This is a genomic window from Nitrospirillum amazonense (assembly GCF_029594735.1).
In the GTDB taxonomy this organism is placed as follows: Bacteria; Pseudomonadota; Alphaproteobacteria; order Azospirillales; family Azospirillaceae; genus Nitrospirillum; species Nitrospirillum amazonense.
Genome location: NZ_JARPAF010000002.1, coordinates 257420 through 281863, shown reverse-complemented (window position 1 = coordinate 281863; position 24444 = coordinate 257420). Strand labels below are relative to the sequence as shown.

Here is a 24444-nt window from a genome sequence, read left to right as displayed (position 1 = left end):
TTAAATATTCAGACTGGCATAGCGCTTGCTTTGGATTGTGGGTGCAGGAGAAAGCCCCATGACCCCCAGCGTCCAGTCTGCCCTGTCGCCGTCCTACCCCGATCCCGCGCTGGTGGGTGGCAACGCCACGGCCGCGACCGCCGGCCAGGCGGGGGTGACGGGTGACTTCCAGGACCAGCTGGGCCAGCAGGTGGCGCAGGACGCGACGCAACAGGCGGGCGCGTCGCCGGGTCAGGTAGGTGCCGCCCCGGTGGGTACTGCGGCTGCGGTCCAGGCCCAGGCGGCTGCCCATAAGGACAGCCACATGTCCTTCTGGGACGTGGTCGACATCATCAATCCCCTGCAGCACATCCCTGTCATCAGCACGATCTATCGGGAGATCACGGGCGACACCATCAAGGCCCCGGCCAAGATCCTGGGCGGCCTGCTCTATGGCGGCCCCATCGGCATGGCGCTGGCCACCGGCGACGCCATCATCGAGGAGGAAACGGGCGAGGACGTGGGCGCCCACGTCATGGACGCCCTGGGCCTGGGGCACCACAAGACCGGCACGGTCACACTGGACCCCGACGAGGATCAGGGCGGCGGCAAGGGACGCCAAGGCGGCCACGGGCGCGGCCAGGGAGACGGCCAGGAGCAGCCGGACCACGCCCCCACCGCTGGCCGCGCGCCCGTGGCCAAGGTCGAGTCCCTGGTGCTGGCGCCCCAGACGGAAGGTGCGGCCCCGGCGGTGGCGCAGGCGGCGCCGGTTCCGGGCCAGATGGTGCGCACCAGCTCGGTTCCCGCCGGCGCCGTGCCCGGCCTGGCCACGCCGGCCACCACGGTCAGGTCCCAGGGCCAGGCCTTCCCCAACCTGGCGGCCGTACCCGCCATGGCCGTGCCCCCCATGGCCGTGAACGCTCCCGCCATGGCGTCCCCGGGGGCCGTGCCCGGCCTGGCCACGCCGGCCACCACGGTCAGGTCCCAGGGCCAGGCCTTCCCCAACCTGGCGGCCGTACCCGCCATGGCCGTGCCCCCCATGGCCGTGAACGCTCCCGCCATGGCGTCCCCGGGGGCCGTGCCCGGCGCCAACCCCACCCAGGCCCTGGCGCAGCAGGCCAGCCAGATCACCAATGCCACGCAGGCGATGGCCCAGGCCGCGAACGCCGCCGCCAACATCGGTGTCGGCACCCAGTCCATGCCCATGGCCGCCGGACCGCAGCTGATGCCGGCCCAGGCCGCCGCCATGGCCAACACCGCCAGCAATGAGGCGGGCGCCCACCTGGGGCAGAAGCAGGCACACGGCCTGACCCTGGCCAACTACCGCGCCATGGCGGGCGCCGGCGCGGGCGCCCCCACCGGCCGCACCCTGGTGGCCCCCAGCTACGTCCAGAACATCAAGTCCGCTACCGCCGGCCCCACGGTGCTCCAGACCGGTGCGGTCCAGGCCAACGCCGCCCAGTCCCAGGCCGCCCAGTCCCAAGCAGTGATGGCCGCCGCCTCCCACCCGGCCATGATCCAGGTGATGGACGGCGGCACGGCCACTACCGCGCAGCCGCAGCGCACCCCAGTGCCCCAGGCCATCCAGGCCTACACCAACGCCATGGGCCAGGACACGGCCACCCTGTTGGCCCAGGCCACCGCCGCGTCGGCCAGCGTCAACGGTAGCCAGGCGCCTGCCGGCGCCCAGCCCGCGATGCCGCAGCAGCCCGCCAGCGGCGGCACCCTGTCCGCCAGCGCCATGCCGCCGGCCGGTGCGACCGACAGCCAGGCCGCGTCCCGGGGTGGCGCCGTCCAAACCGGGGCCGCGGTCATCAGCAATGCCACCGGCGGCCCGCCCCCGCTGCCCAAGCAGTTCATCGCCGACATCATGATGGCCAACCTGGCCAAATATCAGGCCATGAAGGACGCCCAGGGCGCCGCGCACTGACATCGCCCCCGCATTGACGCGGCCCAATTGATCGGGACGCCGGTTGGGGTATAGAGGGGGGATGGACATCCACCTGATCCCAGATGCCACCCTTCCAGCGACGCCCGGTTCCGGTGCCGGCTACCGGCTGCGCTGGCAGGACGGCCAGGGCCGGGCCCATGAGGCCGCCTGCATTATCGGCCGGGGCGGGATCATCGCCGACAAGCGGGAAGGGGACGGGGGTACCCCCGTGGGCCGCTTTCCCCTCCGCCGCGTGCTCTACCGCCCGGATCGCCTGCCGGCGCCGGAGACCGCCCTGCCGGTGGCGGCCCTGGCACCGGATGAGGGCTGGTGCGACGACCCCACCCACCCCGACTACAACCGCCCGGTGACCCTGCCGTTTCCCGCCAGCCATGAGGTGATGTGGCGGGAAGACCACGTCTACGACATCGTCGTGGTGCTGGGGCATAACGATGACCCGCCGGTGCCCGGCCTGGGCAGTGCCATCTTCATGCACCTGACGCGGCCCGACCGCACCGCCACGGCCGGCTGCACCGCCCTGGACCTGGACGATTTGCGCCGCCTGCTGTCCCATTGCCAGCCGGGGGACCGGCTGTGTGTTCCTGATCAAGGACCGATGCCATGAGCGACATCCTGCCGTTGGGCCCTTTGCCCCGCCTGATTGGCCACCGGGGTGCCGCCCGGCACGCGCCGGAGAACACTCTGTCCGGCATCCGGATGGCGGCGACGCAAGGCGCCAAATGGGTGGAGGTGGACGTCAAGCTGACGGCCGATCTGGTGCCGGTGCTGATGCATGACGACGATCTGGACCGCACCACCGACGGCAAGGGGCCGGCCAAGAACCTGACGCTGGACGCCCTGCGCCAGCTCGACGCCGGGTCCTGGTTCTCCCCCGCCTTCCGGGGCGAGAAGGTGCCGACCTTGGTGGAGGTCATCCAACTGGTGCTGGCCCTGAACCTGGGGCTGAACCTGGAGATCAAGCCTTGCCCGGGTCGGGAGGAGGAAACGGCCGGCGTCGCGCTGACCCTGGCCTATTCCCTGTGGCCGGACGACCGGCCGCCGCCCCTGGTCTCCTCCTTCGCCGACGCGTCCCTGGACATGGCGCGCCAGGTGGTGCCGCGCTGGCCCCTGGGCTACCTCATCGACCGGCGGCCGGCCAACTGGCGCCAGCGGGTGGAGCAGTTGAACGTCAGCACCATCAACGTCAACGCCCGCAGGGAGGACGCGGCCAGCATTCGGGAGTATAAGTCCACCGGGCGGCCGGTGCTGGCCTACACGGTCAACACGGTGCCCATGGCGCGGGAGGTGTTGGGCTGGGGCGTTTCATCGGTATTCACCGACACGCCCAGCGGGCTCATGGAAATCGCGGGCTGAAAAGGCGGGCCGGGCGGGCAAAAACATTGGGCGCAGTCCACGTCAAGCGGACGAGGGGCCTTTCGCGCGCCCCGGTTTTCCTATATCCAGCCTGCGATATGTTAGCGGCCGCCCGCCGCCACCCTATATGTATTGGGGACCCGAACCATTCCGGTAACCCCGCATGGGGGCACGGGTTGACGCAAGGTCCGGTTTTCAGGAGACGTGAGTTGAAGGCGCTGCGGCCATTGGTGATGTCCGGTAAGGAAGTGCTGCCCGTCGTCGAGGGTGGCAAAGGCATCTCCGTTTCCAACGGCGAAAGCTCCGGCGCGTGGGCGTCGGCCGGCGGCGTTGGCACCTTCTCCGGCGTCAACGCCGACGCCTACGACGATAAAGGCCAGCTGATCCCCCAAGTCTATCATGGCAAGACTCGCCGTGAGCGGCATGAGGAACTGATCAAGCATTCCATCCGCGGCGGCATCTACCAGGCCCGCGTTGCGCACGAGACGGCGGGCGGCGAAGGCCGCATCCACATGAACGTGCTGTGGGAAATGGCGGCGGCCGAGCAGATCCTGCACGGCGTGCTGGAAGGGGCCCAGGGCCTGATCCACGGCATCACCTGCGGCGCCGGCATGCCTTACCGCGTGGCCGAGATCGCCGTGAAGCACGGCGTGTACTACTACCCCATCGTCTCGTCCGCCCGCGCCTTCCGCGCCCTGTGGCTGCGCGCCTACAACAAGTTCCGGGATTTCCTGGGCGGCGTGGTTTACGAGGATCCGTGGCTGGCGGGCGGCCATAACGGCCTGTCCAACAGCGAAGATCCGCTGAAGCCCGAGGATCCCTATCCGCGCGTGAAGGCCCTGCGCGAGATGATGAACAGCTTCGGCCTGAACGAGACGCCCATCATCATGGCGGGCGGCGTGTGGTGGCTGTCGGAATGGGACCACTGGCTGGACAATCCGGAGATCGGGCCCGTCGGCTTCCAGTTCGGCACCCGTCCGCTGCTGACCAAGGAAAGCCCCATTTCCGACGCATGGAAGCAGCGGCTGTTGACCCTGAAGAAGGGTGACGTCTACCTGAACCACTTCTCCCCCACCGGCTTCTATTCCTCGGCCGTCAGCAACCCCTTCCTGGAAGAGCTGAAGGGCCGGGCCGAGCGGCAGGTGGCCTATTCGGTGGAGCCGGTCGGCGACCTGACCGCCGAGTTCATGGTGGGCCCGCGCGGCCGCCCGGTGTACCTCACCGAACATGATCGCGAGCGGGCGCAGGGCTGGGTGGCCGGCGGCAACAGCGTGGCCCTGAGGACCCCGGACACGACCCTGATCTTCGTCGATCCCGCCCAGGCGGAGGTCATCCGCCAGGACCAGATCGATTGCATGGGCTGCCTGTCGGCCTGCAATTTCTCCAACTGGGCGCAGAACGAGGAAGGGACCACGGGCCGCAAGGCGGATCCGCGGTCCTTCTGCATCCAGAAGACCCTGCAGAACATCAGCCATTCCGAGGATGTGGAGCACCAGCTGATGTTCGCCGGCCACAACGCCTATCGCTTCGCCAGCGACCCCTGGTACCAGAACGGCTTCGTGCCGACGGTGAAGCAGCTGGTGGAGCGGATCGCGACCGGGTACTGAGCGCGGATCGCGACCGGGTGCACGACGCGGGATCATCGCAGGGGAAGGGGGCCGGTTTCGGCCCTCTTTTCGTTTGGCCGGCTGCCCCTTTTTGTTTGGTCGACTGAATGATGGCCGCCATCAACCTTTTCCCCGGGCGCAGTCCAGGCCAGCGCCTTTAAATCTGGATTCATTCCAAATTTCATGGCTGAATAGCGGAAATCCTTGAGGATCGGGTCTTTTCCGGTCCCCCGTTCTTGCCCATATGCAGATCATGACCGACCTCACCCCCGCCCCCCTCACCGCTGAAGACTTCGGCAGCGAAGCGATGGCCATCCAGGCGACGGATCGCCTGGCGCGTGCGGGCCTGCGCCCGACCCGCCAGCGGGTGGCCCTGGCCAAGCTGCTGTTCGACGGCCATGACCGCCACGTGACGGCGGAACAGCTGCATGGCGAGGCGTCGACCGCCGATATGCGGGTGTCCCTGGCCACCGTCTACAACACCCTGCACCAGTTCACCGAGGCGGGCCTGCTGCGCGAGGTGGTGGTGGAGGCCGGGCGGTCCTACTTCGACACCAACGTGTCGGACCATCACCACTTCTTCTTCGAGGGCAACGGCCACCTGATCGACATCCCGGGCGACGCCCTGGCTGTCAGCGGCCTGCCCGACGCGCCCGCCGGCACCCGGGTCGCCCGCGTGGACGTCATCATCCGCCTCAGCGACGGAAACTGAACGGCGGACGGCATCCTCCCCATCCTTCAAACGGTTCCCTTCCGGGCGAAGCGATAGTTTAGAATTTCTCTAGACGAATTGCCCCGCCGGCTTGGGCGTGGCATGATCATCGCCCGCATGAAAGGCCACCGCAGATGGCCGCTGAAGGTTTGCGTGAACCCTGTCGTGGAGGACTGTTGCCATGTCGCTCAAGGGTACCAAGACCGAAAGCAACCTGAAGGAAGCGTTCTCGGGCGAAAGCCAGGCCAATCGCCGCTATCTCTATTTCGCGCAAAAGGCCGACGTCGAAGGCTACAACGACGTCGCGGCCGTGTTCCGCTCCACCGCTGAAGGCGAAACCGGCCATGCCCATGGCCACCTGGAATTCCTGGAAGAGGTCGGCGACCCGGCGACGGGTGAGCCCATCGGCTCCACCGACCTGAACCTGAAGGCCGCCATCGCCGGTGAGACGCACGAATACACCGACATGTATCCCGGTATGGCCCGCACCGCCCGCGATGAAGGTTTTGATGAGATCGCCGACTGGTTCGAGACGCTGGCCAAGGCGGAGAAAAGCCACGCCGGCCGCTTCCAGAAGGCGCTGGACCAGCTGAACAGCTGACCACGGCCCCCGGTAAAGCCTGATCTTCCCCAGCCCTATCCCGACGCCGTTTCTTGGATGCAGGCCGGCGTCGGCGGAGGTGCGCCCATGCGCGAAGGCAGCCTGGAGGCCCCCGTCCGCCACCCGGTGGATTGGCAGAACCCGGACTTTTATGACGAGGCGCTGCTGGATGCGGAGATGCGGCGCGTCTTCGACGTCTGCCATGGCTGCCGCCGCTGCTTCAACCTGTGTGACAGCTTCCCCCGCCTGTTCGACCTGGTGGACCATTCCCCGTCGGAAGAACTGGATACGGTGGAAAGCAAGGATTTCGCCAAGGTCGTGGACGCCTGCACCCTGTGCGACATGTGTTTCCTGACCAAGTGCCCCTATGTGCCGCCGCACCCCTTCAACCTGGATATCCCCCATCTGATGCTGCGCTATCGCGCGGTGCAGGCGCGCAAACACGGCGTCCCCTTCGCGGTGGACCAGATGACCCGCACCGACCGCAACGGCCGTGTCGCGGGCAAGGTGGCATCCCTGGTGAATTGGGCCACAGCCACCGGCAACCGGTTGACGCGCCGCGTGATGGAAAAGGTGGCGGACATCGATGCCGCGGCCAGCCTGCCCAAGTTCCAGGGCCGCAGCTTCGTCGCACGTGCGGCCGACGACCCGCCGGCGGTCAACCCGATGGGTCCGGCCGCAGGGCGCAAGGCGGTGTTCTACGCCACCTGCTTCGTCAACTTCAGCAACCCCGGCATCGGCCAGGCGGCGCAGTCCGTCCTGGCGCACAACGGGGTGGCGACGGACGTGGCCTATCCCGCCTGCTGCGGCATGCCCCAGCTGGAACAGGGGCGTATCGAACAGGTGGTGGAAAACGCCGGCCTGGTCGCCCGTCACTTCAGCCGCTGGATCGACCAGGGCTATGACGTCATCGCCCTGGTGCCGTCCTGCGCCCTGATGCTGAAATTTGAATGGCTGCACCTGGTGCCGGCGGACCATCCCGACCGCGCGGCGGTGGAGCGGTTGTCCAAGGCCACCTTCGACATCGCGGAATACATCGTCGACATCGCCCAGAAGGAAGGGCTGGCCCCTGGCCTGCGCCCGCTGGAGGGCGGTGTGACCCTGCACATCGCCTGCCACGCCCGGGCGCAGAACATGGGGCAGAAGGCGGCGGAGATGCTGCGCCTGATCCCCAGGGACGCCGAGGGCGGGCGGATGGGCCCGGCCGAGCTGAAAGTGGTGGAACGCTGCTCCGGCCATGGCGGCAGCTGGGGCGTCATGAAAGGCAATTTCGAAACGGCGCTGAAGGTGGGCAAGCCGGTGGCCAGCCAGGCCGTCAAGAACGCCAAGCATTACCTGGCATCCGAATGCCCGCTGGCGGGCGAACACATTCGCCAAGGGGTGGAGCGGCTGGATCCGGCGCGGGCGGCATCCCTGGAGCAATTGCACCCCGTCGAAATCTTTGCCCGGGCCTATGGGCTGTAAGACCTTTGGGGCATAGTCCGGGCGCGTTCAGGAGACCCCATCATGACCCAGGCCCCCTCTCCCGTTTCCAGCCGGCGGCACGCCATCGGCCGGGACGACATCATGCCCATGGACGAGTACGGCCGGATACGGGCGGAGCGCCGCCGCGCCCTGGTGGCTGTGAAGCGTAACCGCCGCCTGGCGGTGGGGCCCTACGCCACCTTCCATTTCGAAAGCTATGAGACCATGTGGTCCCAGGTGCATGAGATGCTGTTCATCGAGCGTGGCGGCGAGGCCCAGATCGAGGATGAACTGCGCGCCTACAACCCGCTGATCCCCAAGGGGCGGGAGCTGGTGGCCACCATCATGTTCGAGATCGACGACCCCCTGCGGCGCAAGGCCCTGCTTGGGCGGCTGGGCGGGGTGGAGAACACCCTGTGGCTGGAGTTCGCCGGCGAAAAGGTGCGCGGCCGGCCCGAGGCTGACTTGGACCGCACCTCCGCCGCCGGCAAGGCCTCCAGCGTGCAGTTCGTCCACTTCCCCTTCACCGACGCCCAGGTGGCCCTGTTCCGCCAGCCGAGCACGCGGGTGGTGGTGGGCGTCGACCATGACCAGTACCCGCACATGACGGTGATGCCCGAGGCTGTGCGCGCCGCCCTGGTCGGCGACTTCGATTGACGGGCATGAAAAAGGCCGGCGCCCTGGCGGGGGCCGGCCTTTTGTCCTGATGGGATTGCGTTGCCTACCTGACGGTTTCCAGCGGCCTCACCGGCGCTTTCGCGCCCACAGGTGGATAGGGGCTTTCGGTGTCGAACATGTCGATGCTGTCAGGATCGTAGGGGAACCAGTTGGTGGGCTTGTCGTCCGACCCCGGCGTTCCCGGCGGCACAGGCGCCAGGCTGTGGCCGGAGGGTTTGCCCGGGCCACTCTTCGCCACCACCTGGTGCAGGCCGTAGATGGCGGCCAGGCCCAGGGTGGGCCCCAGGATCATCAGGCTGGCCCCCCAGGCCAGGATGGCGATGTCCATCTTCAGGCCCAGACCGGGCAGCAAGAGCTGGGCGGCGCCGTACACGGCCAGTTCGGACATGCCGAAAACCAGGCCAAGGCCGATCGCGTTGAAAGCAGGCACATCCTGAAGGATCTGAGCGTCCTTTTTCATAGCAGCCTCCCTATTTATTACAGGAATGATGCGCTCACTTTTTCGATTCCGCCACTACCCATTTGGACGTCTGAAAAAGACAGTCCCAGTCTTTCGCAATTGCGAAATAAACCTGGTTCAAACCGGCACCTCTTTCCTTAACGCCCAGATCCCGTGTTAAGGTCCCGCGATTTCGCGGTTTGGGTCGTTCGGCTTTCAAGGATGGGCGGGCATGGATCAGGCGGGTGGTTTGCGGGTTTTGCTGGTCGGGGGGACGGGCCTGGTGGGCGCCCATGCCCTGACCATGCTGCTGGAGTCGCCCAAGGTGGCCCAGGTGGTCAGCCTGGTGCGTACGCCCACCGGCCTGCGGCATGCCAAGCTGCGCGAGCTGGTGGTGGACTTCGCCACCCTGACCGACCTGCCGCCCGACGTGCAGGTGGACGCCCTGCTGTGCGCCCTCGGCACCACCCGCAAGGATGCCGGCAGCGACGCCGCTTTCCAGGATGTGGACCTGAAGTATGTGGTGACGGTGGCCAAGGCGGCGCGCCGTGCCGGTGCCACCTTTTTCGGCGGCGTCTCCTCCGTCGATGCCGACTCGACCTCCCATCGCCTGTATTTGAAGACCAAGGGCATGATGGAGGATTACGTGGCCACCCTGGGCTTCACCTCCCGCCACTTCCTGCGCCCCTCGCTGCTGCTGGGCAAGCGCAGGCAGGACCGGCCGCTGGAACGGTTCTTCCAGCTGCTGGCGCCCGTGGTCGGCCCTTTCCTCAGCGGGCGCCTGGAAAAGTACCGGCCCATCCCGGCCAAGGTGGTGGCGGCGGCCCTGGTCACCACCGCCAGCCAGCCGGCCATCGGCGGCGTGCGCACTCATGAATACAGTGCCATCCGCTCCCTGGCGGGGATGTGACTTAGGCCATCAGATCAGCGGCACTCAGCCAATGGATGCGGCCGAAGCCCGCCACCAGGTGGACCTGGGCTATCTCCAGCCGCCAGAAGCGGAAATCGGGGAAGTCGGCATAGAGCGCGGCGCTGGGATGGCGGTCCAGGTAGACCGCGCGCGCGGCCTCCGCCGCCTCCCCGGCCAGGGCTTCCGCCCGCCCCATGACGGAGAGGCGCGGGCCGGTCAGCGGGTTTTCCCGGCCGGCGGTGTCCTCGAACAGCAGGGCGGCGCGGCCGTCCTGGCGCAGGTTGCGGGTGTGCAGCGCCAGTTCCGACAGCAACAGCAGGGGCCGGCCGCCGCCATCCAGCGCCACCAGCACCAGGGACGGGTAGGGCCAGCCGGCCATGGCCGCGGCGTCATCGGCCGAGCCCGCGACCAGGGTGGTCAGCGTGGCCTGCGGCCGGCTGGCCAACAGGTCCAGGGCGGTTTGCCGCGCCTCGGCCGGGGCGCCGGCGGGGCCCGCTTGCGGGGGTATGTCGGGAGGCATTGTCACCGGCGTCACTCCACCCATTTCTTTGGAACCGCCCCGGCCCTTGCGGACTATTCCTCAAGTGGCAGGGGCGGCTGCATACTTCGCCGTAATCATGCCATAGTGCCAGGCAATCTGGTGAACTGGGGCTGTCCCCCGACTTTGGTCGGGATGGGACGGCCGGGGCAAAGTGGGAAGAGGGGAAAACTCCGTGGTTCAGACCATCGCGCTGGTTGACGATGACCGCAACATCCTGACCTCTGTCTCCATCGCGTTGGAGGCCGAGGGGTACGAGGTGCGCACCTACACCGACGGGGATGAGGCCCACCGCGCGCTCAGCTCGCGGCCGGTGGATCTGGCCGTGCTGGACATCAAGATGCCGCGCATGGACGGCATGGAGCTGCTGCAGCGCATCCGCCAGAACTCGGCCATGCCCGTCATCTTCCTCACCTCCAAGGATGATGAGATCGATGAGTTGCAGGGCCTGCGCATGGGCGCGGACGACTACATCAAGAAGCCCTTTTCCCAACGCCTGCTGATCGAACGCATCAAGGCCCTGCTGCGGCGCGAGGTGTTGAACGCCGGCGGCGGCAAGGGGACGGTGGAGCCGGGCTCCGTCATGGTGCGGGGCGAGCTGGTGCTGGACAACGCCCGCCATTCCTGCACCTGGAAGGGGCAGGAGATCGACCTGACGGTGACGGAATTCCTGCTGGTGAAGGCGCTGGCCCAGCGTCCGGGCCATGTGAAAAGCCGCGACCAGCTGATGGACGCCGCCTATGGCGAGCACATCTACGTCGACGACCGCACCATCGACAGCCACGTGAAACGCCTGCGCAAGAAGTTCAAGGTGGCCGACCCGGACTTCGCCCAGATCGAAACCCTGTACGGCGTGGGCTACAAATACCGCGACGCCTGAGCGACTGAGTTAAGCATATACCTAAAATCCAAGGCCGCGACTGCGGCCGCCGGGACGAGTACCGAAGGGCGCAGCGAGGATGGCCGAGGGGCGGACGCCCCGCTGGCGCCTGAGGAACTCCAAAAACTCCGGCGCCTGAGGAAATTAAGATGCTCAAGGATATGCTGGGACGACGTGCGGCCCCCGCCGGGGGGACCGCGGTGGCGCAGGAGATGGCGGCCGCGCCCCTGCGGCGCGGCGCCCAGGCGGAGGCGGACGGTGACGCCAAGCCGGTGGTGCGCGCCCGCCGGCGCCGGTCCTATGGCGTCATTTCCCCTCTGACGCGCCACATCCTGACCGTCAACCTGCTGGCGTTGGCCTTGCTGCTGTCAGGCCTGCTGTATCTGGAGCGCTATCAGGACTGGCTGGTGCAACGCCAGCTGGACATCCTGACGACCGAGGCGCGCATCTTCTCCGGCGCCCTGGGCGAAGGCGCCATGGAGCCCAGCAGCGATGAGTTCAACGAGCCTGCGGGCACGATCTCCTGGACGCTGGCGGCCCAGATGGTGCGCCGCCTGGGCGACACCACCGACACCCGCTTCCGCCTGTACGATCCCAAGGGCAAGCTGCAGGCCGACAGCCGGGTGCTGAGCCTCGCCAAGGGCACCCGCGTGCAGATCGAGGAACTGCCGCCCCTGCCGGACGGCAATCAGCTGACCCAGCTGGGCATAGACCTCTACAACGCCATCGTGCGGGCCTTGCCCACCCGTGACCATTTGCCGGTCTACGCGGAGAACCGGGCGGCCGACGGCAGCCATTTCCCCGACGTTCAGAAGGCCCTGAACGGCGAGGCGGCCACCCATGTCTGGCGCGTGGCCGGCGATGCCGGCAAGCAGGACATGGTGCTGACCGTGGCCGTGCCCATCCAGCGCTATAAGCAGGTGTTGGGCGCCGTGCTGATCAGCCGCAGCGGGTCTGAGATCGATACCGAGGTGCGCGAATTCCGCGTGAACATCCTGAAGGTGTTCGGCGGCGTCATCGTGCTGACGGTCCTGATGTCCATTTATCTCGCCAGCACCATCGTGCGTCCCATCCGCCGGCTGGCGGCGGCGGCCGACGACGTGCGCTACGGCCATGGCCGCCAGGCGGTACTGCCCGACTTCTCCGGCCGGCATGACGAAATCGGCGACCTGTCGCAATCGCTGCGCGCCATGACATCGGCCCTGTGGGACCGCATGGACGCCATCGAACGCTTCGCCGCCGACGTGGCGCATGAGATCAAGAACCCCCTGACCTCCATGCGCAGTGCTGTGGAGACGGTGCAGCTGGTGAAGGATGAGACGCGGCTGCGCAAGCTGCTGGGCATCATCGCCGACGACGTAGGCCGCCTGGACCGTCTGATCAGCGACATCTCCAACGCCAGCCGCCTGGATGCGGAGCTGAGCCGCGCGGAGGCCAACTCCGTCGACCTGCGCCGCATGCTGACCATGTTCAAGGATATCCATGAGAACACGCTGGGCGCCGCCCCAGACGGGGGGGAGGAGGATGGACCGCCGCCGGTGACGGTGGACGTGGAGCTGCCGCCGGCCAGCCGCAACCTGGTGGTCCCAGGCATCGAGGGCCGCCTGACCCAGGTGTTCCAGAACCTGATCTCCAACGCCCTGTCCTTCTCCCCGCCCGGGGGCAAGGTGGTGCTGGCGGCCAAGGTGGTGGGCGACAGGGTGGAGATCACCTGTACCGACGACGGCCCCGGCATCCCGGCCGGCAAGACCGAGGCCATCTTCGACCGCTTCTATACCGAGCGGCCGGCGGGCGAGAAGTTCGGCACCCATTCGGGCCTGGGCCTCTCCATCTCCAAGCAAATCGTCGAGGCCCACAACGGCCGCATCTTCGCCACCAACCGCACGGACGCGACCGGCAAGGTGTTGGGTGCGGTGTTCACGGTGCAGCTGCCGCGGGGCTGAAATCTCTCGTACGCGCAATTAAGTTGCTGGATCACGGGCCATTGCGCATGGCGGGCATCAGGGCGCGGCGGCGCGGCCGGTCTTGAAATCGCCGCCAGGGCCGGTATCGTCGGCGGCCTACTCGCCCTTGGGTCCAACCGGGGTGAGCCCAGCTGACATGAGAGCGCCGCCCCATGAGCTTGAACACCTACCGCGCCGGTCCAGACGAGCACGGCCATTTCGGTATCTACGGGGGGCGCTTCGTCGCCGAAACCCTGATGCCCCTGATCCTCGACCTGGAAAAGGCGTACACCGCCGCCAAGGACGACCCGGCCTTCAAGGCCGAGATGGGCTATTACCTGAACCAGTATGTCGGCCGGCCCAGCAAGCTGTACTTCGCCGAACGGCTGACCAATGAACTGGGCGGCGCCAAGATCTATCTGAAGCGCGAAGAGCTGAACCACACCGGCGCGCACAAGATCAACAACTGCATCGGCCAGATCCTGCTGGCCAAGCGCATGGGCAAGACCCGCATCATCGCCGAGACCGGCGCCGGCCAGCACGGTGTCGCCACGGCCACCGTCTGCGCCCTGTTCGGCCTGCCCTGCACCATCTACATGGGCGAGGTCGACATCGCCCGCCAGCAGCCCAACGTCTTCCGCATGAAGCTGCTGGGCGCGGAGGTGAAGCCCGTCACCTCCGGCTCGCGCACGCTGAAGGATGCGATGAACGAGGCGCTGCGCGACTGGGTCACCAATGTCGGCGACACCTTCTACATCATCGGCACCACCGCCGGCCCGCACCCCTATCCGGCCCTGGTGCGCGACTTCCAGTCCATCATCGGCCATGAGGTGCGTGAGCAGATGATGGCCATGGAGGGCCGCCTGCCCGACACGCTGGTCGCCTGCATCGGCGGCGGGTCCAACGCCCTGGGCCTGTTCCATCCCTTCCTGGACGATGCCGAGGTCGCCATGGTGGCGGTCGAGGCCGCCGGCCACGGCATCGAGACGGGCGCGCACGCGGCTTCCCTCACCGGTGGGCGGCCCGGCGTGCTGCACGGCAACCGCACCTACCTGCTGCAGGACGGGGATGGGCAGATCCTGGAGGGGCATTCCATCTCCGCCGGCCTGGACTATCCGGGCATCGGGCCGGAGCATTCCTGGCTGCACGATGTCGGCCGCGTCACCTATGTCAGCGCCACGGACACGGAGGCGCTGGGCGCCTTCCAGCGCCTGTCGAAGGTGGAGGGCATCATCCCGGCGTTGGAATCCGCCCACGCGCTGGCCGAGGTCATCCGCCGCGCGCCCACCCTGCCCAAGGACCACCTGATGGTCGTGAACCTCAGCGGCCGGGGCGACAAGGACATCTTCACCGTCGCCCGCGAACTGGGGGTCAGCCTGTGAGCAACACGAATTCCCGCATCGATCGCCGTTTCGCTGCCCTGAAGGCGGAGGGCCGCGCCGGCCTGGTCGCCTTCATCACCGCCGGCGATCCCGACCACGATATCTGCCTGGGCCTGCTGAAGGGTCTGCCGGGCGCCGGCGCCGACCTGATCGAGCTGGGCATGCCCTTCACCGATCCCATGGCGGACGGCCCGGCCATCCAGGCCTCCACCCTGCGGGCGCTGGCCGCCGGCGCCCGCATGACGCGCACGCTGGACCTGGTGAAGGCCTTCCGTGAGGGTGATGCCGACACCCCCATCATCCTCATGGGCTATTACAATCCCGTCTACGCCTACGGCGTGGACCGCTTCCTGGCCGACGCCAAGGCGGCCGGGGTGGACGGCCTGATCGTCGTCGACCTGCCGCCGGAAGAGGATGGCGAGCTGTGCCTGCCGGCCCAGGCCGCGGGCGTCAACTTCATCCGCCTGGCGACGCCGACCACGGACAAGGCCCGCCTGCCGGCTGTGTTGGCCAACACCTCGGGCTTCATCTACTACGTTTCCATCGCCGGCATTACCGGTGCCGGTTCGGCCACCAGCGACGCCATCGCCGCCGCCGTGGCCCATCTGAGGACGGGGACCGACCTGCCCGTGGCGGTGGGTTTCGGCATCACCACCCCGGACGGGGCGGCCGACGTGGCCCGGGTGGCGGACGCCGCCGTGGTGGGCAGCGCCATCGTCCGCCGGCTTGAGGCCAACCTGGACGCGGACGGCAAGGCCAAGCCCGGCCTGGTGCCCGACGTGCTGGGTTTCGTGGGGGAGTTGGCGGCCGGGGTGCGCGGCGCGCGGAAATAGGCTACAAGATCGGCTTTCACCTGTCCCGGGGGCGCGCCATCAGGCGCCGCCCCCGCTGGTGTTTGTCAGCGCCGGCCCTGGCCAGGCGAATGTCTTTAAGGTTAAGCATATGAACTGGCTCACTAATTTCGTCCGCCCCAAGCTTCAGGCCCTGGTGTCCAAGAAAGAGGTGCCGGATAACCTCTGGCACAAGTGCCCATCCTGCGGCGCGATGATCTTCCACCGCGACCTGGAAGAGAACCTGCACGTCTGCCAGCACTGCGGCTTCCACATGCGCCTGGACCCCATGCAGCGCCTGAAGATGACGCTGGACGCCGGCTTCCAGACCATCGAGCTGCCCAAGCCGGTGGTGGACCCGCTGAAGTTCCGTGACCAGAAGCGCTACACCGACCGCCTGAAGGACGCGCAGTCCAAGACCGGCCGCCCCGACGCCATCGTCGTGGCCCACGGCCGCATCGACGGCCGTCCGGCGGTGGTCGCCGCCTTCGACTTCACCTTCATGGGCGGCTCCATGGGCATGGCGGTGGGCGAGGGCCTGCTGGCCGCGGCCAAGCTGGCCGTGCTGCAGCAGGCGCCGCTGATCGTGGTGCCGGCTTCCGGCGGCGCCCGCATGCAGGAAGGCATCCTGTCGCTGATGCAGATGCCGCGCACCATCATCGCCGCCGAGATGGTGAAGGAGGCGGGGCTGCCCTATCTGGTCATCCTGACCGACCCGACCACCGGCGGCGTCACGGCCAGCTTTGCCATGCTGGGCGATATCCACATCGCCGAGCCCGGCGCGCAGATCGGCTTCGCCGGCGCCCGCGTCATCGAAAGCACCATCCGCGAGACCCTGCCGGAAGGCTTCCAGCGGTCGGAATACCTGCTGGAACACGGCATGGTCGACATGGTGGTGCACCGGCGCGAGATGAAGGGCATGCTGTCCCGCCTGATCGACCTGCTGCGCAGCCCCGGCCCCGGTGCCGACGTGGTGCGCATCCCCACCGAGCCGTCGCGCCCGCGCCCGGTGCCGGTGACCAGCCGCTAAGGCTGCGGCTTGAACGGAGGGGGGCATCCCGTGTCGGATCTGGACCAGGTGTTGGCCCGGCTGGGCCAGCTGCATCCCAAGGTCATCGACCTGTCGCTGGACCGGGTGAAGCGCCTGCTGGACCGGCTGGGCCGGCCGCAGGACCGCCTGCCCCCCGTCGTGCATGTCGCGGGCACCAACGGCAAGGGCAGCACCATCGCCTTTCTCCGCGCCATGCTGGAGGCGGCGGGTCATCGGGTGCATGTCTACACCAGCCCCCATCTGGTCCGCTTCAACGAGCGGGTGCGCCTGGCCGGCCGCCTGGTCGATGACGCCGCCCTGGTCACCCTGCTGGAACGGTGCGAAGCCGCCAACCAGGGCGACCCCATCACCATCTTCGAGATCATCACCTGCGCCGCCTTTCTCGCCTATTCCGAGGAGCCGGCCGACGTGCTGCTGCTGGAGACGGGGCTGGGCGGACGGCTGGACGCCACCAACGTGGTGGACCGGCCGGCGGCGGCCGTCGTCACCCGAATCTCTTTCGACCACACCCAGTTCCTGGGCGACACGCTGGCGGCCATCGCGGGCGAGAAGGCCGGCATCTTCAAGGCCGGCTGCCCCGCCGTGGTGGGCCCGCAGGCGCCGGACGTGCCCCTGTCCGTCTTCCGTGACCGCGCCGCCGCGCTGGGCGCGCCGCTGGACATCGCCGGTGCGGACTGGTCGGCCCTACCCACCGCCGTCGGTTTCCGCTTCGAAGGCTTTGGCCGCACGCTGGACCTGCCCATGCCGGGCTTGCTGGGCGCCCATCAGATCGGCAACGCCGGCACCGCCATCGCCGCCTTGCAGCACCTGCCCCTGACGGTGCAGGACGCCGACATCGTCACGGGCCTGGCCACGGTGGAGTGGCCCGGCCGCCTGCAGCGCCTGACGCGCGGGCCCTTGGCCCAGCTGCTGCCCGGCACGGAGCTGTGGCTGGACGGCGGCCACAACGACTCGGCGGGCGAGGTGCTGGGTGTGCAGGCGGGGCGCTGGACCGGCACCGGGGAGGTGCTGGATCTGGTGGTGGGTATGATCACCAGCAAGGTGCCGGCGGACTTCCTGCGGCCCATCGCCCCCTACGTCCGGCGCCTGGCGGCGATAGCCATCCCGGGCGAGGACGCGACCCGTCCCGCCGCCGACATCGCCGCCGCCGCCCGCGCGGTCGGCATCACCGACGTGACCGAGGCCGGCAGCGCCGCCGAGGCCATTGCCGGGCTGGCGTCCCGGGGGGCGGCCCCGCGCACCTTGATCTGCGGGTCGCTCTACCTCGCGGGTTCCATCCTGGCCGACAACGGCTGACGCGCCGCCGTCACCAATGCACCTCCAGCGTGCCGCCGATGGTGCGTGGCGCGCCCAGGATGGCCCTGTTCTGGGACGTCAGGACGTACTGGGCGTAATGCTCGTCCGTGAGGTTGTTCACGAACAGGTAGGCCCCCCAAAGCCCCGCATCGTAGCCCACGCGGGTGTTGGCGATGGTGCGGGCGCCCACACGGTACTGGCCCTGCGTCGTGCCCACGGCGGTGAAGACGGCATCGCGCCAGTTGGCGTTGAGGTTGGCGAGGAAGCCGCCGCCGAAATGCAGGTTCACGCCGCCCGCCACCGTCCAGTGCGGGGCATAGGGGAACTCAGACCCCGTCAGGTCCACGGTGGCGCTGCCGCCATTGGGTATGTGCAACTCATCGAACTTGGTGCGCAGATAGCCGACGGAGGCATACCAGTCCACCACCGGGCTGATCTTGTGCGTGGTTTCAAGCTCAACGCCGTAGAGGTGGGATTTGCCGGCGTTGACGGTGTTGTAGTCGTAGACGTTGTCGCTGAAGCGGGCGGTGACCTGCTGGTCGCTCCAGTCCGTGTAGAAGGCGTTGGCGTTCACGGCCAGCGACCCGTCCAGCCAGGTTGAGCGGACGGAACCCTCATAGTTCCAGCTGTATTCCGGATCATAGGGCACCAATGCCGCGTGGGCGGCGTTCTGGCTGGATCCGCCGGAACGATAGCCCCGCTGCACCGTGAAGGCCGTCACCAGGTCCGGCGTCCAATCCATGGAAACACCCGCCTTGGGCAGGAAGGCGTCGAAGGTGCGCTGGTTGGACGCGGTGGCCGAGGCCGCCTGGGCGACGATGCCGGCTACCCCCCGGTTGATGGCCTGCACGGCCAGGTTCAGCGGCGTCCCGGCGGCGCCGAAGGCGGCGGGGTCGGGATAGGTGCCGGTGAACTGCGTGGCCGTGCCGGCGCCATAGCGGTTCTGCTCATGGTCGTAGCGGAAGCCGGCCAGCAGCGACAGCCGGTCGGTCAGGCGATAGCGCCCGTCGCCGAACAGGGCCGCCGTCTCCACCTGTTGCGGTTGGTGGGCCTGGTAGGACACCGGGATCACGGGCAGGACCTTGCCATAGGCGGCGCTGATGGCGCTGGCGGTGGCGGCTGGGAAGCCGGCGCCCCGCAGCAGGTTGGTGATGGTCGTCAGCGGCGTGGTGACGGTGACGTGGCTGTCGGCGTCGACGGCCAGGTCGCGGTTGTAATACCACCCGCCCAGCAGGCCGCTGAACCGGTCGCCCGCATAGTTCAGGCGCAGTTCCTCGGTGTAGGTGGTGGCCTTGGTCTTGTTGTCGACCACCTCGATGTCCGCCGGGGTGCCGTCGCTGTCCTGGCTGGCGTCCTGGCGCAGCCGGTTCCAGGAGGCGACGTTGGTGATGGTCAGCGCGTCGCTCAGCTTATAGGACAGGTTCAGGGTGGCGATGTCGGTATCCACCTTGCCGATGTTGGGCCGGTTGGAGAACGAGGTGCGGTGGTCGTAATAGTCCGGCACATCGGTGCGGACATATTGGTAGAGATAGCCGCCGTCGCGCCGCGTGCGGTCATAGCTCAGCACCGCCGTCAGGTCCGGCAGGGCCTTGGGCGTCCATTTCAGCTTGCCGCGCAGGTTCAGGGACCGTAGCGCGTCCTCGCGGTCGCCCAGCACCTTGTTCTCAATGATGCCGTCGTTGATGCGCCGCTCCGCCGCCACCCGCAGGCCCAGTTCATCCGCCACCAGCGGTCCGCCGGCCGCGGCGGAGAAGGTGCGCTCCTGCTGGTCGGTCCATTGCACGCGGGCGTCGCCGGCCCAATGGTCGGCGGCAGGGTCGCGGGTGGTGATGACCACGGCGCCGGCCATGGCGTTCAGACCCTGGATGGTGGACTGCGGCCCGCGCAGGATTTCCACCTGCGCCACGTCCCACATGTCCGTCGGCCCGCCGAACAGGGCGGCGCCGGGTATGGGGGCCCCATCGACATAGACGGTGGCCGCGTCGGCGTTGCCGGCGTTGGATACGCCGGTGTTGCCGATGCCGCGGATGGTGAAGCCGGCGGCACCGTAGGTCTGCGCGACGTTGGCCGTGCGGTCGTAGATGTCCTGGATGGTCTGGATGTTTTCCTGGGCGATGCGCGCCGGCGTGGTGACGGCCACGCTGGTCGTCGTCTCCTTCAGCGTGCGGTTGGCCTTTTCACCCGTGATGATGATGTCGTCCAGCGCCTCGCCCTCCGCGAGGGCATCCCCTGGGGTGGCGGCAGGCGTGGCCTCAGCGGCCAGCGCGGCCCCTGAAGGCGGCCATGACAACGCGGTCATGGCCAATAGCAGGAAGGAGTAGGTTGTTTTCGCTCGCATTTTCGTCCCCGTCTTTTGTCGGGACCGTAAATGCTATGAAACTAAGAATCAATATCATTATTAACAAGATTTTTAGACGTGGGTTGATGCGCTTCCCGGGAAGGCGGGCCTCAAGATGTGGCCCCGTGTGAGGCGCAAAGAAGAAGGCGGGCGCCCCGGGGACGCCCGCCTCTCTCTACCCGGCACATCCCGACCCCGGCGGGCCGGTTCAGATCACAGGTTGGACTTGACCCAGTCGGTCAGGGCCTGCTTGGGCAGGGCGCCGACCTTGGTGGCGACCACTTCGCCGTCCTTGAACAGCATCAGGGTCGGCACGCCGCGCACGCCATATTTGCCCGGGACGTTGGGGTTGTCGTCGATGTCCAGCTTGGCCACCGTCAACTGGCCGTTCAGCTCTTCGGCGATGGACTCAAGGGACGGGGCGATCATCTTGCAGGGGCCGCACCAGGTGGCCCAGAAATCGACCAGCACCGGGCCGCCGGCCTTCAGCACGTCGGTCTCGAAGCTGCTGTCCGTCACCTTCACCGTATTCTCGCTCATAACGCTATCCTTGGCTGCTAGGGCCCCAGGGCTTGGGGGTTCCTATGGTGGCCCTACCTAGTGCGGGTAGGTGCGCGGGGATTCCGCGCCCAGTTTCACCGATAAATGTAGGTGCCCTGGGCGGGTATGGTCAAGGCGGGCCCGGATGGGGGTCAGGGCGGTGGCGGGGCCCCCTTGAAAAGCGGCAATACCTTCCCCTCTCGGTCCCAAAACGCAGAAAATGCCCAGTCGAAGACGGTGCGGGCTCAAGGTCATGGTATCGGGCCCGCTCACGCGGGCCGCCAACGGCGGCGGGCCATCCTTGAAGACGGGGACGTTGGGCCATGGCCCGGTTTGTTATGCCATCCTTGCTCGGTCTCTTTTTCGAGTCGTTTGAACTATTTTAACGCGACATCTGTAGGCTTCTTTCCCTGGTGGCATGCAGGACGCACGTCCATCATGGGGGACGTGGCGCTGGCCCGGGATTTGCTTACAGAATTGTCCAGGGCCAGGTCGTGGTCAGACTGGGTGGAATTGGGTTTCATCACGTCCCGTCACAATTAATCATTTGTCTGGCATATTTCCTTTGGATAGGAGAGGCTGGGTTCGCCCCCCCAAAATGGGGGAGCGGGCGGGGCCCGGGGGACAGCGGGGGGCGGCGGTTTCTGGGATGAGCCAAGCGAAAAGTCTGGATATTTCGCCGGGTACGTTTGGTGAGCGGGGAATTTCCATTCCCTTCACCACCCCGATGCTGAGTCAGGCCCGCATGCGGCCCACCCGCCAGGGCGAACCGGAATTCCTGCTGCCCAGCTTCAACGGCGGCAAGGGCATGTACATCATGCCCTGGCGCTCCCTGCCGGCGGTCATGACCGTCACCCTGCATGACAGGCTGTTGTACGACGCCCTGCTGGAACTGAAGCAGTATTCGCCCGACACCGTGCGCCAGGCGGTATTGGCCGTGCAGGCGACGGGCGTGGCCGGCGGCGACGCCTCGCTGGCGGCGGAAAAGACCCTGGCGCTGGATGCGGGTTATCAGGCGCTGACCCAGTTCACCCTGGTTATCGAATTGCTGAAGCTGGCGCGCATGGACCCGGGCGAGCTGCTGGCCACCGGCATGACCGGTTCCGAAAGCCGGCGCCTGATGCGCGCCGCCCTGGGGCAGTTGGGCCAGCGGGCCAGCCTGCCCGTGGAAGAGATGGTATCGCGGGTGGAGGCTCTGGCCACGCTGATTGCCCCCGTGGGCCTGCCGCAGTGCCAGCAGCTGGGACGCCTGCGCATGGCGGTGGGCGAACTGGAGCGCACCCGCGCCAGCCTGCAGCGCTGGGGCGCCACCGACTTTTCCGAGGTCTCGCAGCTGGCCGATTTCGTGGCCGAGACGGCCAAGGCGGCGCTGGACATGTCGCGCGACCGGCTGGCTCGGCTGGACGCCCGCTGCCGCGACCTGGGCGCCATCGCCGGCGATTTTCGTGCACTGCGCACCGCGGTGGCGGAGGATGTGACGCGGCTTGGCTGGCTCATGGACGGCTGGCCCTTCCTCATCCGCCTGTGGGACAGCGTGTCCGACAGCCCGCTGGAGACGCAGCAGTCCACCATGGGTGAGCTGTTCCGCCTGGCCCCCCTGATCCCGGTGGGCGAGGGTGGCAAGGAGCCGTCGGCCTACGACCTTGAGGTGCTGGGGAAGATACAGACGCGCTGGCTGCGGATGGGCGAGGACTGGCGCACCGGCGCCCTCGACATGACGGCGGTGATGCGGATCGAAGCCTTGAAGGCGACGCTGTCATGACCGACGCGGCCATCGCCCAGTGGCAGACCCTGGCGCGTGATGCCACGCGGCTCAGCGACGCCAAGTTCCTGCAAATCTACGCCCTGCTGGAACAGCTGGGGGACAAGCCCGGCATCGCCGGCGCGTTCGACGCCATGCGCCCGCGCCTGACCCAGCTGCGCCCGCCCCGCCGGCCCACCGTCTCGCGCCTGTTCTTTCGACCGGCGGAGGATCTGTTCGACGACCCCGGCGTCTATACCCGCCGGCTGCAGCGGGTATCGCGCGGCACCTTGCCCACCGCGTGGAAGCTGGTGCGGGCACGGCTGGACGGCGGCATGGTGGATGGCGTCGCCCAGGGCATCCTGAAGGCCGACCCGCGCGATCCGCGTGTGATGGCCCGCGTGGCGGCGCCCCTCTGGGAAGCGGGCGCCCAGGCGCTGGCGGCCATCGCCGACGAGGCGGAAAACAACCTGCGCTTCATGGTCGACAATTTCGGCCGCGACGACGACGTGCTGCGGCAGATCCAGACGCTGCGCGACGTTCTGCTGCTGGGCGGCATCATCGAGGATTTGAAGCAGCGCCTGCCGGAACGCCCCATCGGCGACCTGGCGGAAAGCCATGTCGAGGCCATCAAGGGCGTCATGGCGCAACTGGGCGGGGCGGAAAGCCCGCAGGCCGCGGCGCCCGTGTTGCTGGTGCTGACCGCGCGCATGCTGCGCCCCGGCGTGGTCCTGAAGATGCTGACCGACATGCGCGTGACCGGCAACAGCCAGGCGCAGCGCGACGCCCTGACGCGCGACCTGTCGGGCGTGGTCGTGGGCAACCTGCTGCGCCAGACCGGCACCATGGCCAAAGCGCCGGAGCCGACCCCCGGCGCCACTCCGGGCGCCGCCCCGCCTTCCAAGGATCCGGTGCAGCAACTGGGCTCCCTGGCCGCGGTGGCGGAGCGGCTGACCGATGGCCTCACCTCGGTCAACGACAGTGTCGCCATCCTGCGCGACAAGAAGATCGTCGATCGCGTGGCCGCCGCCCGCAGTGAGATCGGCGAATTCGTGCTGACCACTGTGCTGGGCAACGTGGAAAAGACCCTGGCCGGCCTGATGTATTCCGCGGGCGGCGTCTCCACCCCGCCCGACGAGATGAAGAAGGCGGAGGCCACGGTTCTGGCGCTCAAGCGCTCCGCCAAGCTGGCGGGGCACCTGGGCATCCAGCGCGAGGTCGCCGCCAAGATCACGGAAATCCGGCGGGAGATCGAACGCCAGGCTGACCGCATGATGGCCGCGCCCGGCGCCCGGGGCGATCCCGAGGTTCGCCGCCAGATGTTCAACAACCTGCGCCTGGTCGAAATCCTGGCCGGCTCGGACGAGGCGGAGCGGATGTACCGCGAATGGAACCGCCGGTTGACCTGACGCCAGTTGATCTGACGCCAGTTGATCTGACTGGGGCCCGCCGGCCGCCTCAGCCGTTGACCGCCCTCTTCAACGATTTCTCGATCTGGCCGCCGCAATAGCTGTCGCCGTAGCGCCTGACCGATTCCCTGTTCCAGGCGGCCAGGGCCGGCGTCTGCCAGACCCGCCGGCTCAGGGCCGCTATCCCCGGGGCCGTCTCGTCCAGGATCGCGCCGATGCGGGGGAGGACGCGGCGCAGGGTGGACCACAGGGTGGCGGTGACAATGTCGGCGACGCCAATGGCGTCCCCGCCCAGCATCAGGCCATGGTCGCGTTGCAGGCCGTGGCGCTGGCCGGTTGCCTCGAAGATCGACATCCAGCGCCGCAGCCGGTGGACGAAATCCGCCCACGTCGCGGGTGTCCACATCTCCCGCCCGCCGTTCAGGGTGATCTCGTCGATCACGTCGTTGGCGTCGACCACGATCTTGAGGGTCATGGCCCGGCCCTGCGGCGAGGGCGGCAGCAGACCCAAGGTATCGCCCAGGTAAAGGGCGATGGCCGGCATCTGCGACACGGTGAAATCCGCAGCAGCGTCCACCAGCACGGGCGGACCCATGAAGGGCGCCGGTTGTTCACCCGCGGCGTCTTCCATCACCGCCACCAGAGTGCTTACCTCGGGTTCGTCCCAGGTCTTGCCCGCATGGGCCAGGATGGCGCGGATGAACTCCCCCCGAAAGGGGACGGGCCAGTAGTACAGGGTATAGTCAGACATCGTCAGGGCTCCTCCGGTAGGCTGGCGGGCCAATGACCCAGTTATCCCCCC

At 68.0% G+C, this 24444-nt stretch carries 22 protein-coding genes; 17 read left to right on the top strand and 5 right to left on the bottom strand.

Translation table 11 applies throughout. The annotated features are described in order from the left end of the window. Nucleotides 1-58: 58 nt before the first annotated feature. The 8 genes from P5F91_RS07350 to P5F91_RS07315 all read left to right on the top strand — a co-directional run bounded on the left by P5F91_RS07350 (nucleotide 59) and on the right by P5F91_RS07315 (nucleotide 8324). Complete coding sequence (locus P5F91_RS07350) at nucleotides 59-1909, top strand: hypothetical protein (RefSeq protein ID WP_277906910.1); 1851 nt, start codon at nucleotides 59-61, stop codon at nucleotides 1907-1909. Between the two features lie 61 nt (nucleotides 1910-1970). Further along, a complete protein-coding gene (locus P5F91_RS07345; RefSeq protein WP_145610859.1) occupies nucleotides 1971-2534 on the top strand; it encodes a L,D-transpeptidase family protein in 564 nt (187 codons plus the stop codon). Next, entirely contained in the window at nucleotides 2531-3283 is a 753-nt protein-coding gene (locus P5F91_RS07340) for a glycerophosphoryl diester phosphodiesterase (protein WP_277906909.1), read from the top strand. The genes P5F91_RS07345 and P5F91_RS07340 overlap by 4 nt, the downstream gene beginning before the upstream one ends. A 233-nt stretch (nucleotides 3284-3516) precedes the next feature. After that, entirely contained in the window at nucleotides 3517-4890 is a 1374-nt protein-coding gene (locus tag P5F91_RS07335) for an NAD(P)H-dependent flavin oxidoreductase (RefSeq protein ID WP_145610860.1), read from the top strand. Between the two features lie 307 nt (nucleotides 4891-5197). Further along, nucleotides 5198-5602: an iron response transcriptional regulator IrrA gene (gene irrA, locus P5F91_RS07330; protein WP_145611130.1), complete on the top strand. Its 405-nt coding sequence runs from the start codon at nucleotides 5198-5200 to the stop codon at nucleotides 5600-5602. Between the two features lie 181 nt (nucleotides 5603-5783). After that, nucleotides 5784-6203, top strand: coding sequence for a rubrerythrin family protein (locus P5F91_RS07325; RefSeq protein ID WP_145610861.1), 420 nt, complete (start codon nucleotides 5784-5786; stop codon nucleotides 6201-6203). 87 nt (nucleotides 6204-6290) lie between these two features. Continuing rightward, nucleotides 6291-7667, top strand: coding sequence for a (Fe-S)-binding protein (locus P5F91_RS07320; RefSeq protein ID WP_145610862.1), 1377 nt, complete (start codon nucleotides 6291-6293; stop codon nucleotides 7665-7667). A 42-nt stretch (nucleotides 7668-7709) separates the two neighbouring features. Continuing rightward, nucleotides 7710-8324, top strand: coding sequence for a DUF3501 family protein (locus P5F91_RS07315; protein ID WP_145610863.1), 615 nt, complete (start codon nucleotides 7710-7712; stop codon nucleotides 8322-8324). 64 nt (nucleotides 8325-8388) lie between these two features. Here the strand turns inward: P5F91_RS07315 and P5F91_RS07310 are convergent, their stop codons facing one another. Continuing rightward, nucleotides 8389-8805, bottom strand: coding sequence for a hypothetical protein (locus P5F91_RS07310; protein ID WP_145610864.1), 417 nt, complete (start codon nucleotides 8803-8805; stop codon nucleotides 8389-8391). A gap of 211 nt (nucleotides 8806-9016) precedes the next feature. On the opposite strand from P5F91_RS07310, the gene P5F91_RS07305 reads away from it, so the two are divergent. Further along, complete coding sequence (locus tag P5F91_RS07305) at nucleotides 9017-9694, top strand: NAD(P)H-binding protein (protein ID WP_145610865.1); 678 nt, start codon at nucleotides 9017-9019, stop codon at nucleotides 9692-9694. Between the two features lies 1 nt (nucleotide 9695). On the opposite strand, the gene P5F91_RS07300 is transcribed toward P5F91_RS07305, so the two are convergent. After that, nucleotides 9696-10214: a pyridoxamine 5'-phosphate oxidase family protein gene (locus tag P5F91_RS07300; RefSeq protein ID WP_277907862.1), complete on the bottom strand. Its 519-nt coding sequence runs from the start codon at nucleotides 10212-10214 to the stop codon at nucleotides 9696-9698. 193 nt (nucleotides 10215-10407) lie between these two features. Here P5F91_RS07300 and P5F91_RS07295 point away from each other — a divergent pair, with 193 nt between their 5' ends. The 6 genes from P5F91_RS07295 (at nucleotide 10408) to P5F91_RS07270 (ending at nucleotide 17614) form a co-directional block, all read left to right on the top strand. Next, a complete protein-coding gene (locus tag P5F91_RS07295) occupies nucleotides 10408-11112 on the top strand; it encodes a response regulator transcription factor (protein ID WP_277906908.1) in 705 nt (234 codons plus the stop codon). A gap of 149 nt (nucleotides 11113-11261) precedes the next feature. After that, complete coding sequence (locus P5F91_RS07290) at nucleotides 11262-13055, top strand: stimulus-sensing domain-containing protein (RefSeq protein ID WP_246134395.1); 1794 nt, start codon at nucleotides 11262-11264, stop codon at nucleotides 13053-13055. Between the two features lie 173 nt (nucleotides 13056-13228). Continuing rightward, nucleotides 13229-14437: a tryptophan synthase subunit beta gene (trpB, locus tag P5F91_RS07285; RefSeq protein ID WP_145610866.1), complete on the top strand. Its 1209-nt coding sequence runs from the start codon at nucleotides 13229-13231 to the stop codon at nucleotides 14435-14437. After that, complete coding sequence (gene trpA, locus P5F91_RS07280; protein ID WP_277906906.1) at nucleotides 14434-15270, top strand: tryptophan synthase subunit alpha; 837 nt, start codon at nucleotides 14434-14436, stop codon at nucleotides 15268-15270. The genes trpB and trpA overlap by 4 nt, the downstream gene beginning before the upstream one ends. Before the next feature lie 109 nt (nucleotides 15271-15379). Continuing rightward, nucleotides 15380-16297, top strand: a complete 918-nt coding sequence (gene accD, locus P5F91_RS07275; RefSeq protein ID WP_088872364.1) for an acetyl-CoA carboxylase, carboxyltransferase subunit beta — start codon at nucleotides 15380-15382, stop codon at nucleotides 16295-16297. A 30-nt stretch (nucleotides 16298-16327) separates the two neighbouring features. Next, nucleotides 16328-17614 (top strand): bifunctional folylpolyglutamate synthase/dihydrofolate synthase, encoded by a 1287-nt coding sequence (locus P5F91_RS07270; RefSeq protein WP_277906905.1) that lies wholly within the window; start codon nucleotides 16328-16330, stop codon nucleotides 17612-17614. A gap of 10 nt (nucleotides 17615-17624) precedes the next feature. On the opposite strand, the gene P5F91_RS07265 is transcribed toward P5F91_RS07270, so the two are convergent. Together P5F91_RS07265 and trxA are read right to left on the bottom strand one after the other, a co-directional pair. Beyond that, entirely contained in the window at nucleotides 17625-19952 is a 2328-nt protein-coding gene (locus P5F91_RS07265; RefSeq protein ID WP_277906904.1) for a TonB-dependent receptor, read from the bottom strand. A 213-nt stretch (nucleotides 19953-20165) separates the two neighbouring features. Continuing rightward, nucleotides 20166-20492 (bottom strand): thioredoxin TrxA, encoded by a 327-nt coding sequence (trxA, locus tag P5F91_RS07260; RefSeq protein ID WP_088872363.1) that lies wholly within the window; start codon nucleotides 20490-20492, stop codon nucleotides 20166-20168. A gap of 745 nt (nucleotides 20493-21237) precedes the next feature. Between trxA and P5F91_RS07255 the strand changes: the two genes are divergently transcribed. Next, nucleotides 21238-22254: a hypothetical protein gene (locus P5F91_RS07255; protein WP_145610869.1), complete on the top strand. Its 1017-nt coding sequence runs from the start codon at nucleotides 21238-21240 to the stop codon at nucleotides 22252-22254. After that, on the top strand, nucleotides 22251-23642 hold the full coding sequence (locus P5F91_RS07250; protein WP_277906903.1) for a hypothetical protein: 1392 nt from the start codon (nucleotides 22251-22253) through the stop codon (nucleotides 23640-23642). The genes P5F91_RS07255 and P5F91_RS07250 overlap by 4 nt, the downstream gene beginning before the upstream one ends. Nucleotides 23643-23691: 49 nt before the next feature. Here the strand turns inward: P5F91_RS07250 and P5F91_RS07245 are convergent, their stop codons facing one another. Further along, nucleotides 23692-24393: a glutathione S-transferase gene (locus tag P5F91_RS07245; RefSeq protein ID WP_277906902.1), complete on the bottom strand. Its 702-nt coding sequence runs from the start codon at nucleotides 24391-24393 to the stop codon at nucleotides 23692-23694. Nucleotides 24394-24444 lie beyond the last annotated feature (51 nt).

Bases quoted from the DNA above. Each gene is read 5' to 3' on its own strand.
- P5F91_RS07255 (WP_145610869.1), top strand. From the start codon at position 21,238: ATGCGGCCCACCCGCCAGGGCGAACCGGAATTCCTGCTGCCCAGCTTC.
- P5F91_RS07305 (WP_145610865.1), top strand. From the start codon at position 9,017: ATGGATCAGGCGGGTGGTTTGCGGGTTTTGCTGGTCGGGGGGACGGGC.
- irrA (WP_145611130.1), top strand. From the start codon at position 5,198: ATGGCCATCCAGGCGACGGATCGCCTGGCGCGTGCGGGCCTGCGCCCG.
- P5F91_RS07320 (WP_145610862.1), top strand. From the start codon at position 6,291: ATGCGCGAAGGCAGCCTGGAGGCCCCCGTCCGCCACCCGGTGGATTGG.
- P5F91_RS07300 (WP_277907862.1), bottom strand. From the start codon at position 10,214: ATGCCTCCCGACATACCCCCGCAAGCGGGCCCCGCCGGCGCCCCGGCC.
- trxA (WP_088872363.1), bottom strand. From the start codon at position 20,492: ATGAGCGAGAATACGGTGAAGGTGACGGACAGCAGCTTCGAGACCGAC.
- P5F91_RS07250 (WP_277906903.1), top strand. From the start codon at position 22,251: ATGACCGACGCGGCCATCGCCCAGTGGCAGACCCTGGCGCGTGATGCC.
- P5F91_RS07335 (WP_145610860.1), top strand. From the start codon at position 3,517: ATGTCCGGTAAGGAAGTGCTGCCCGTCGTCGAGGGTGGCAAAGGCATC.
- trpB (WP_145610866.1), top strand. From the start codon at position 13,229: ATGAGCTTGAACACCTACCGCGCCGGTCCAGACGAGCACGGCCATTTC.
- accD (WP_088872364.1), top strand. From the start codon at position 15,380: ATGAACTGGCTCACTAATTTCGTCCGCCCCAAGCTTCAGGCCCTGGTG.
- P5F91_RS07290 (WP_246134395.1), top strand. From the start codon at position 11,262: ATGCTCAAGGATATGCTGGGACGACGTGCGGCCCCCGCCGGGGGGACC.
- P5F91_RS07350 (WP_277906910.1), top strand. From the start codon at position 59: ATGACCCCCAGCGTCCAGTCTGCCCTGTCGCCGTCCTACCCCGATCCC.
- P5F91_RS07265 (WP_277906904.1), bottom strand. From the start codon at position 19,952: ATGCGAGCGAAAACAACCTACTCCTTCCTGCTATTGGCCATGACCGCG.
- P5F91_RS07310 (WP_145610864.1), bottom strand. From the start codon at position 8,805: ATGAAAAAGGACGCTCAGATCCTTCAGGATGTGCCTGCTTTCAACGCG.
- P5F91_RS07325 (WP_145610861.1), top strand. From the start codon at position 5,784: ATGTCGCTCAAGGGTACCAAGACCGAAAGCAACCTGAAGGAAGCGTTC.
- P5F91_RS07315 (WP_145610863.1), top strand. From the start codon at position 7,710: ATGACCCAGGCCCCCTCTCCCGTTTCCAGCCGGCGGCACGCCATCGGC.
- P5F91_RS07345 (WP_145610859.1), top strand. From the start codon at position 1,971: ATGGACATCCACCTGATCCCAGATGCCACCCTTCCAGCGACGCCCGGT.
- P5F91_RS07245 (WP_277906902.1), bottom strand. From the start codon at position 24,393: ATGTCTGACTATACCCTGTACTACTGGCCCGTCCCCTTTCGGGGGGAG.
- P5F91_RS07340 (WP_277906909.1), top strand. From the start codon at position 2,531: ATGAGCGACATCCTGCCGTTGGGCCCTTTGCCCCGCCTGATTGGCCAC.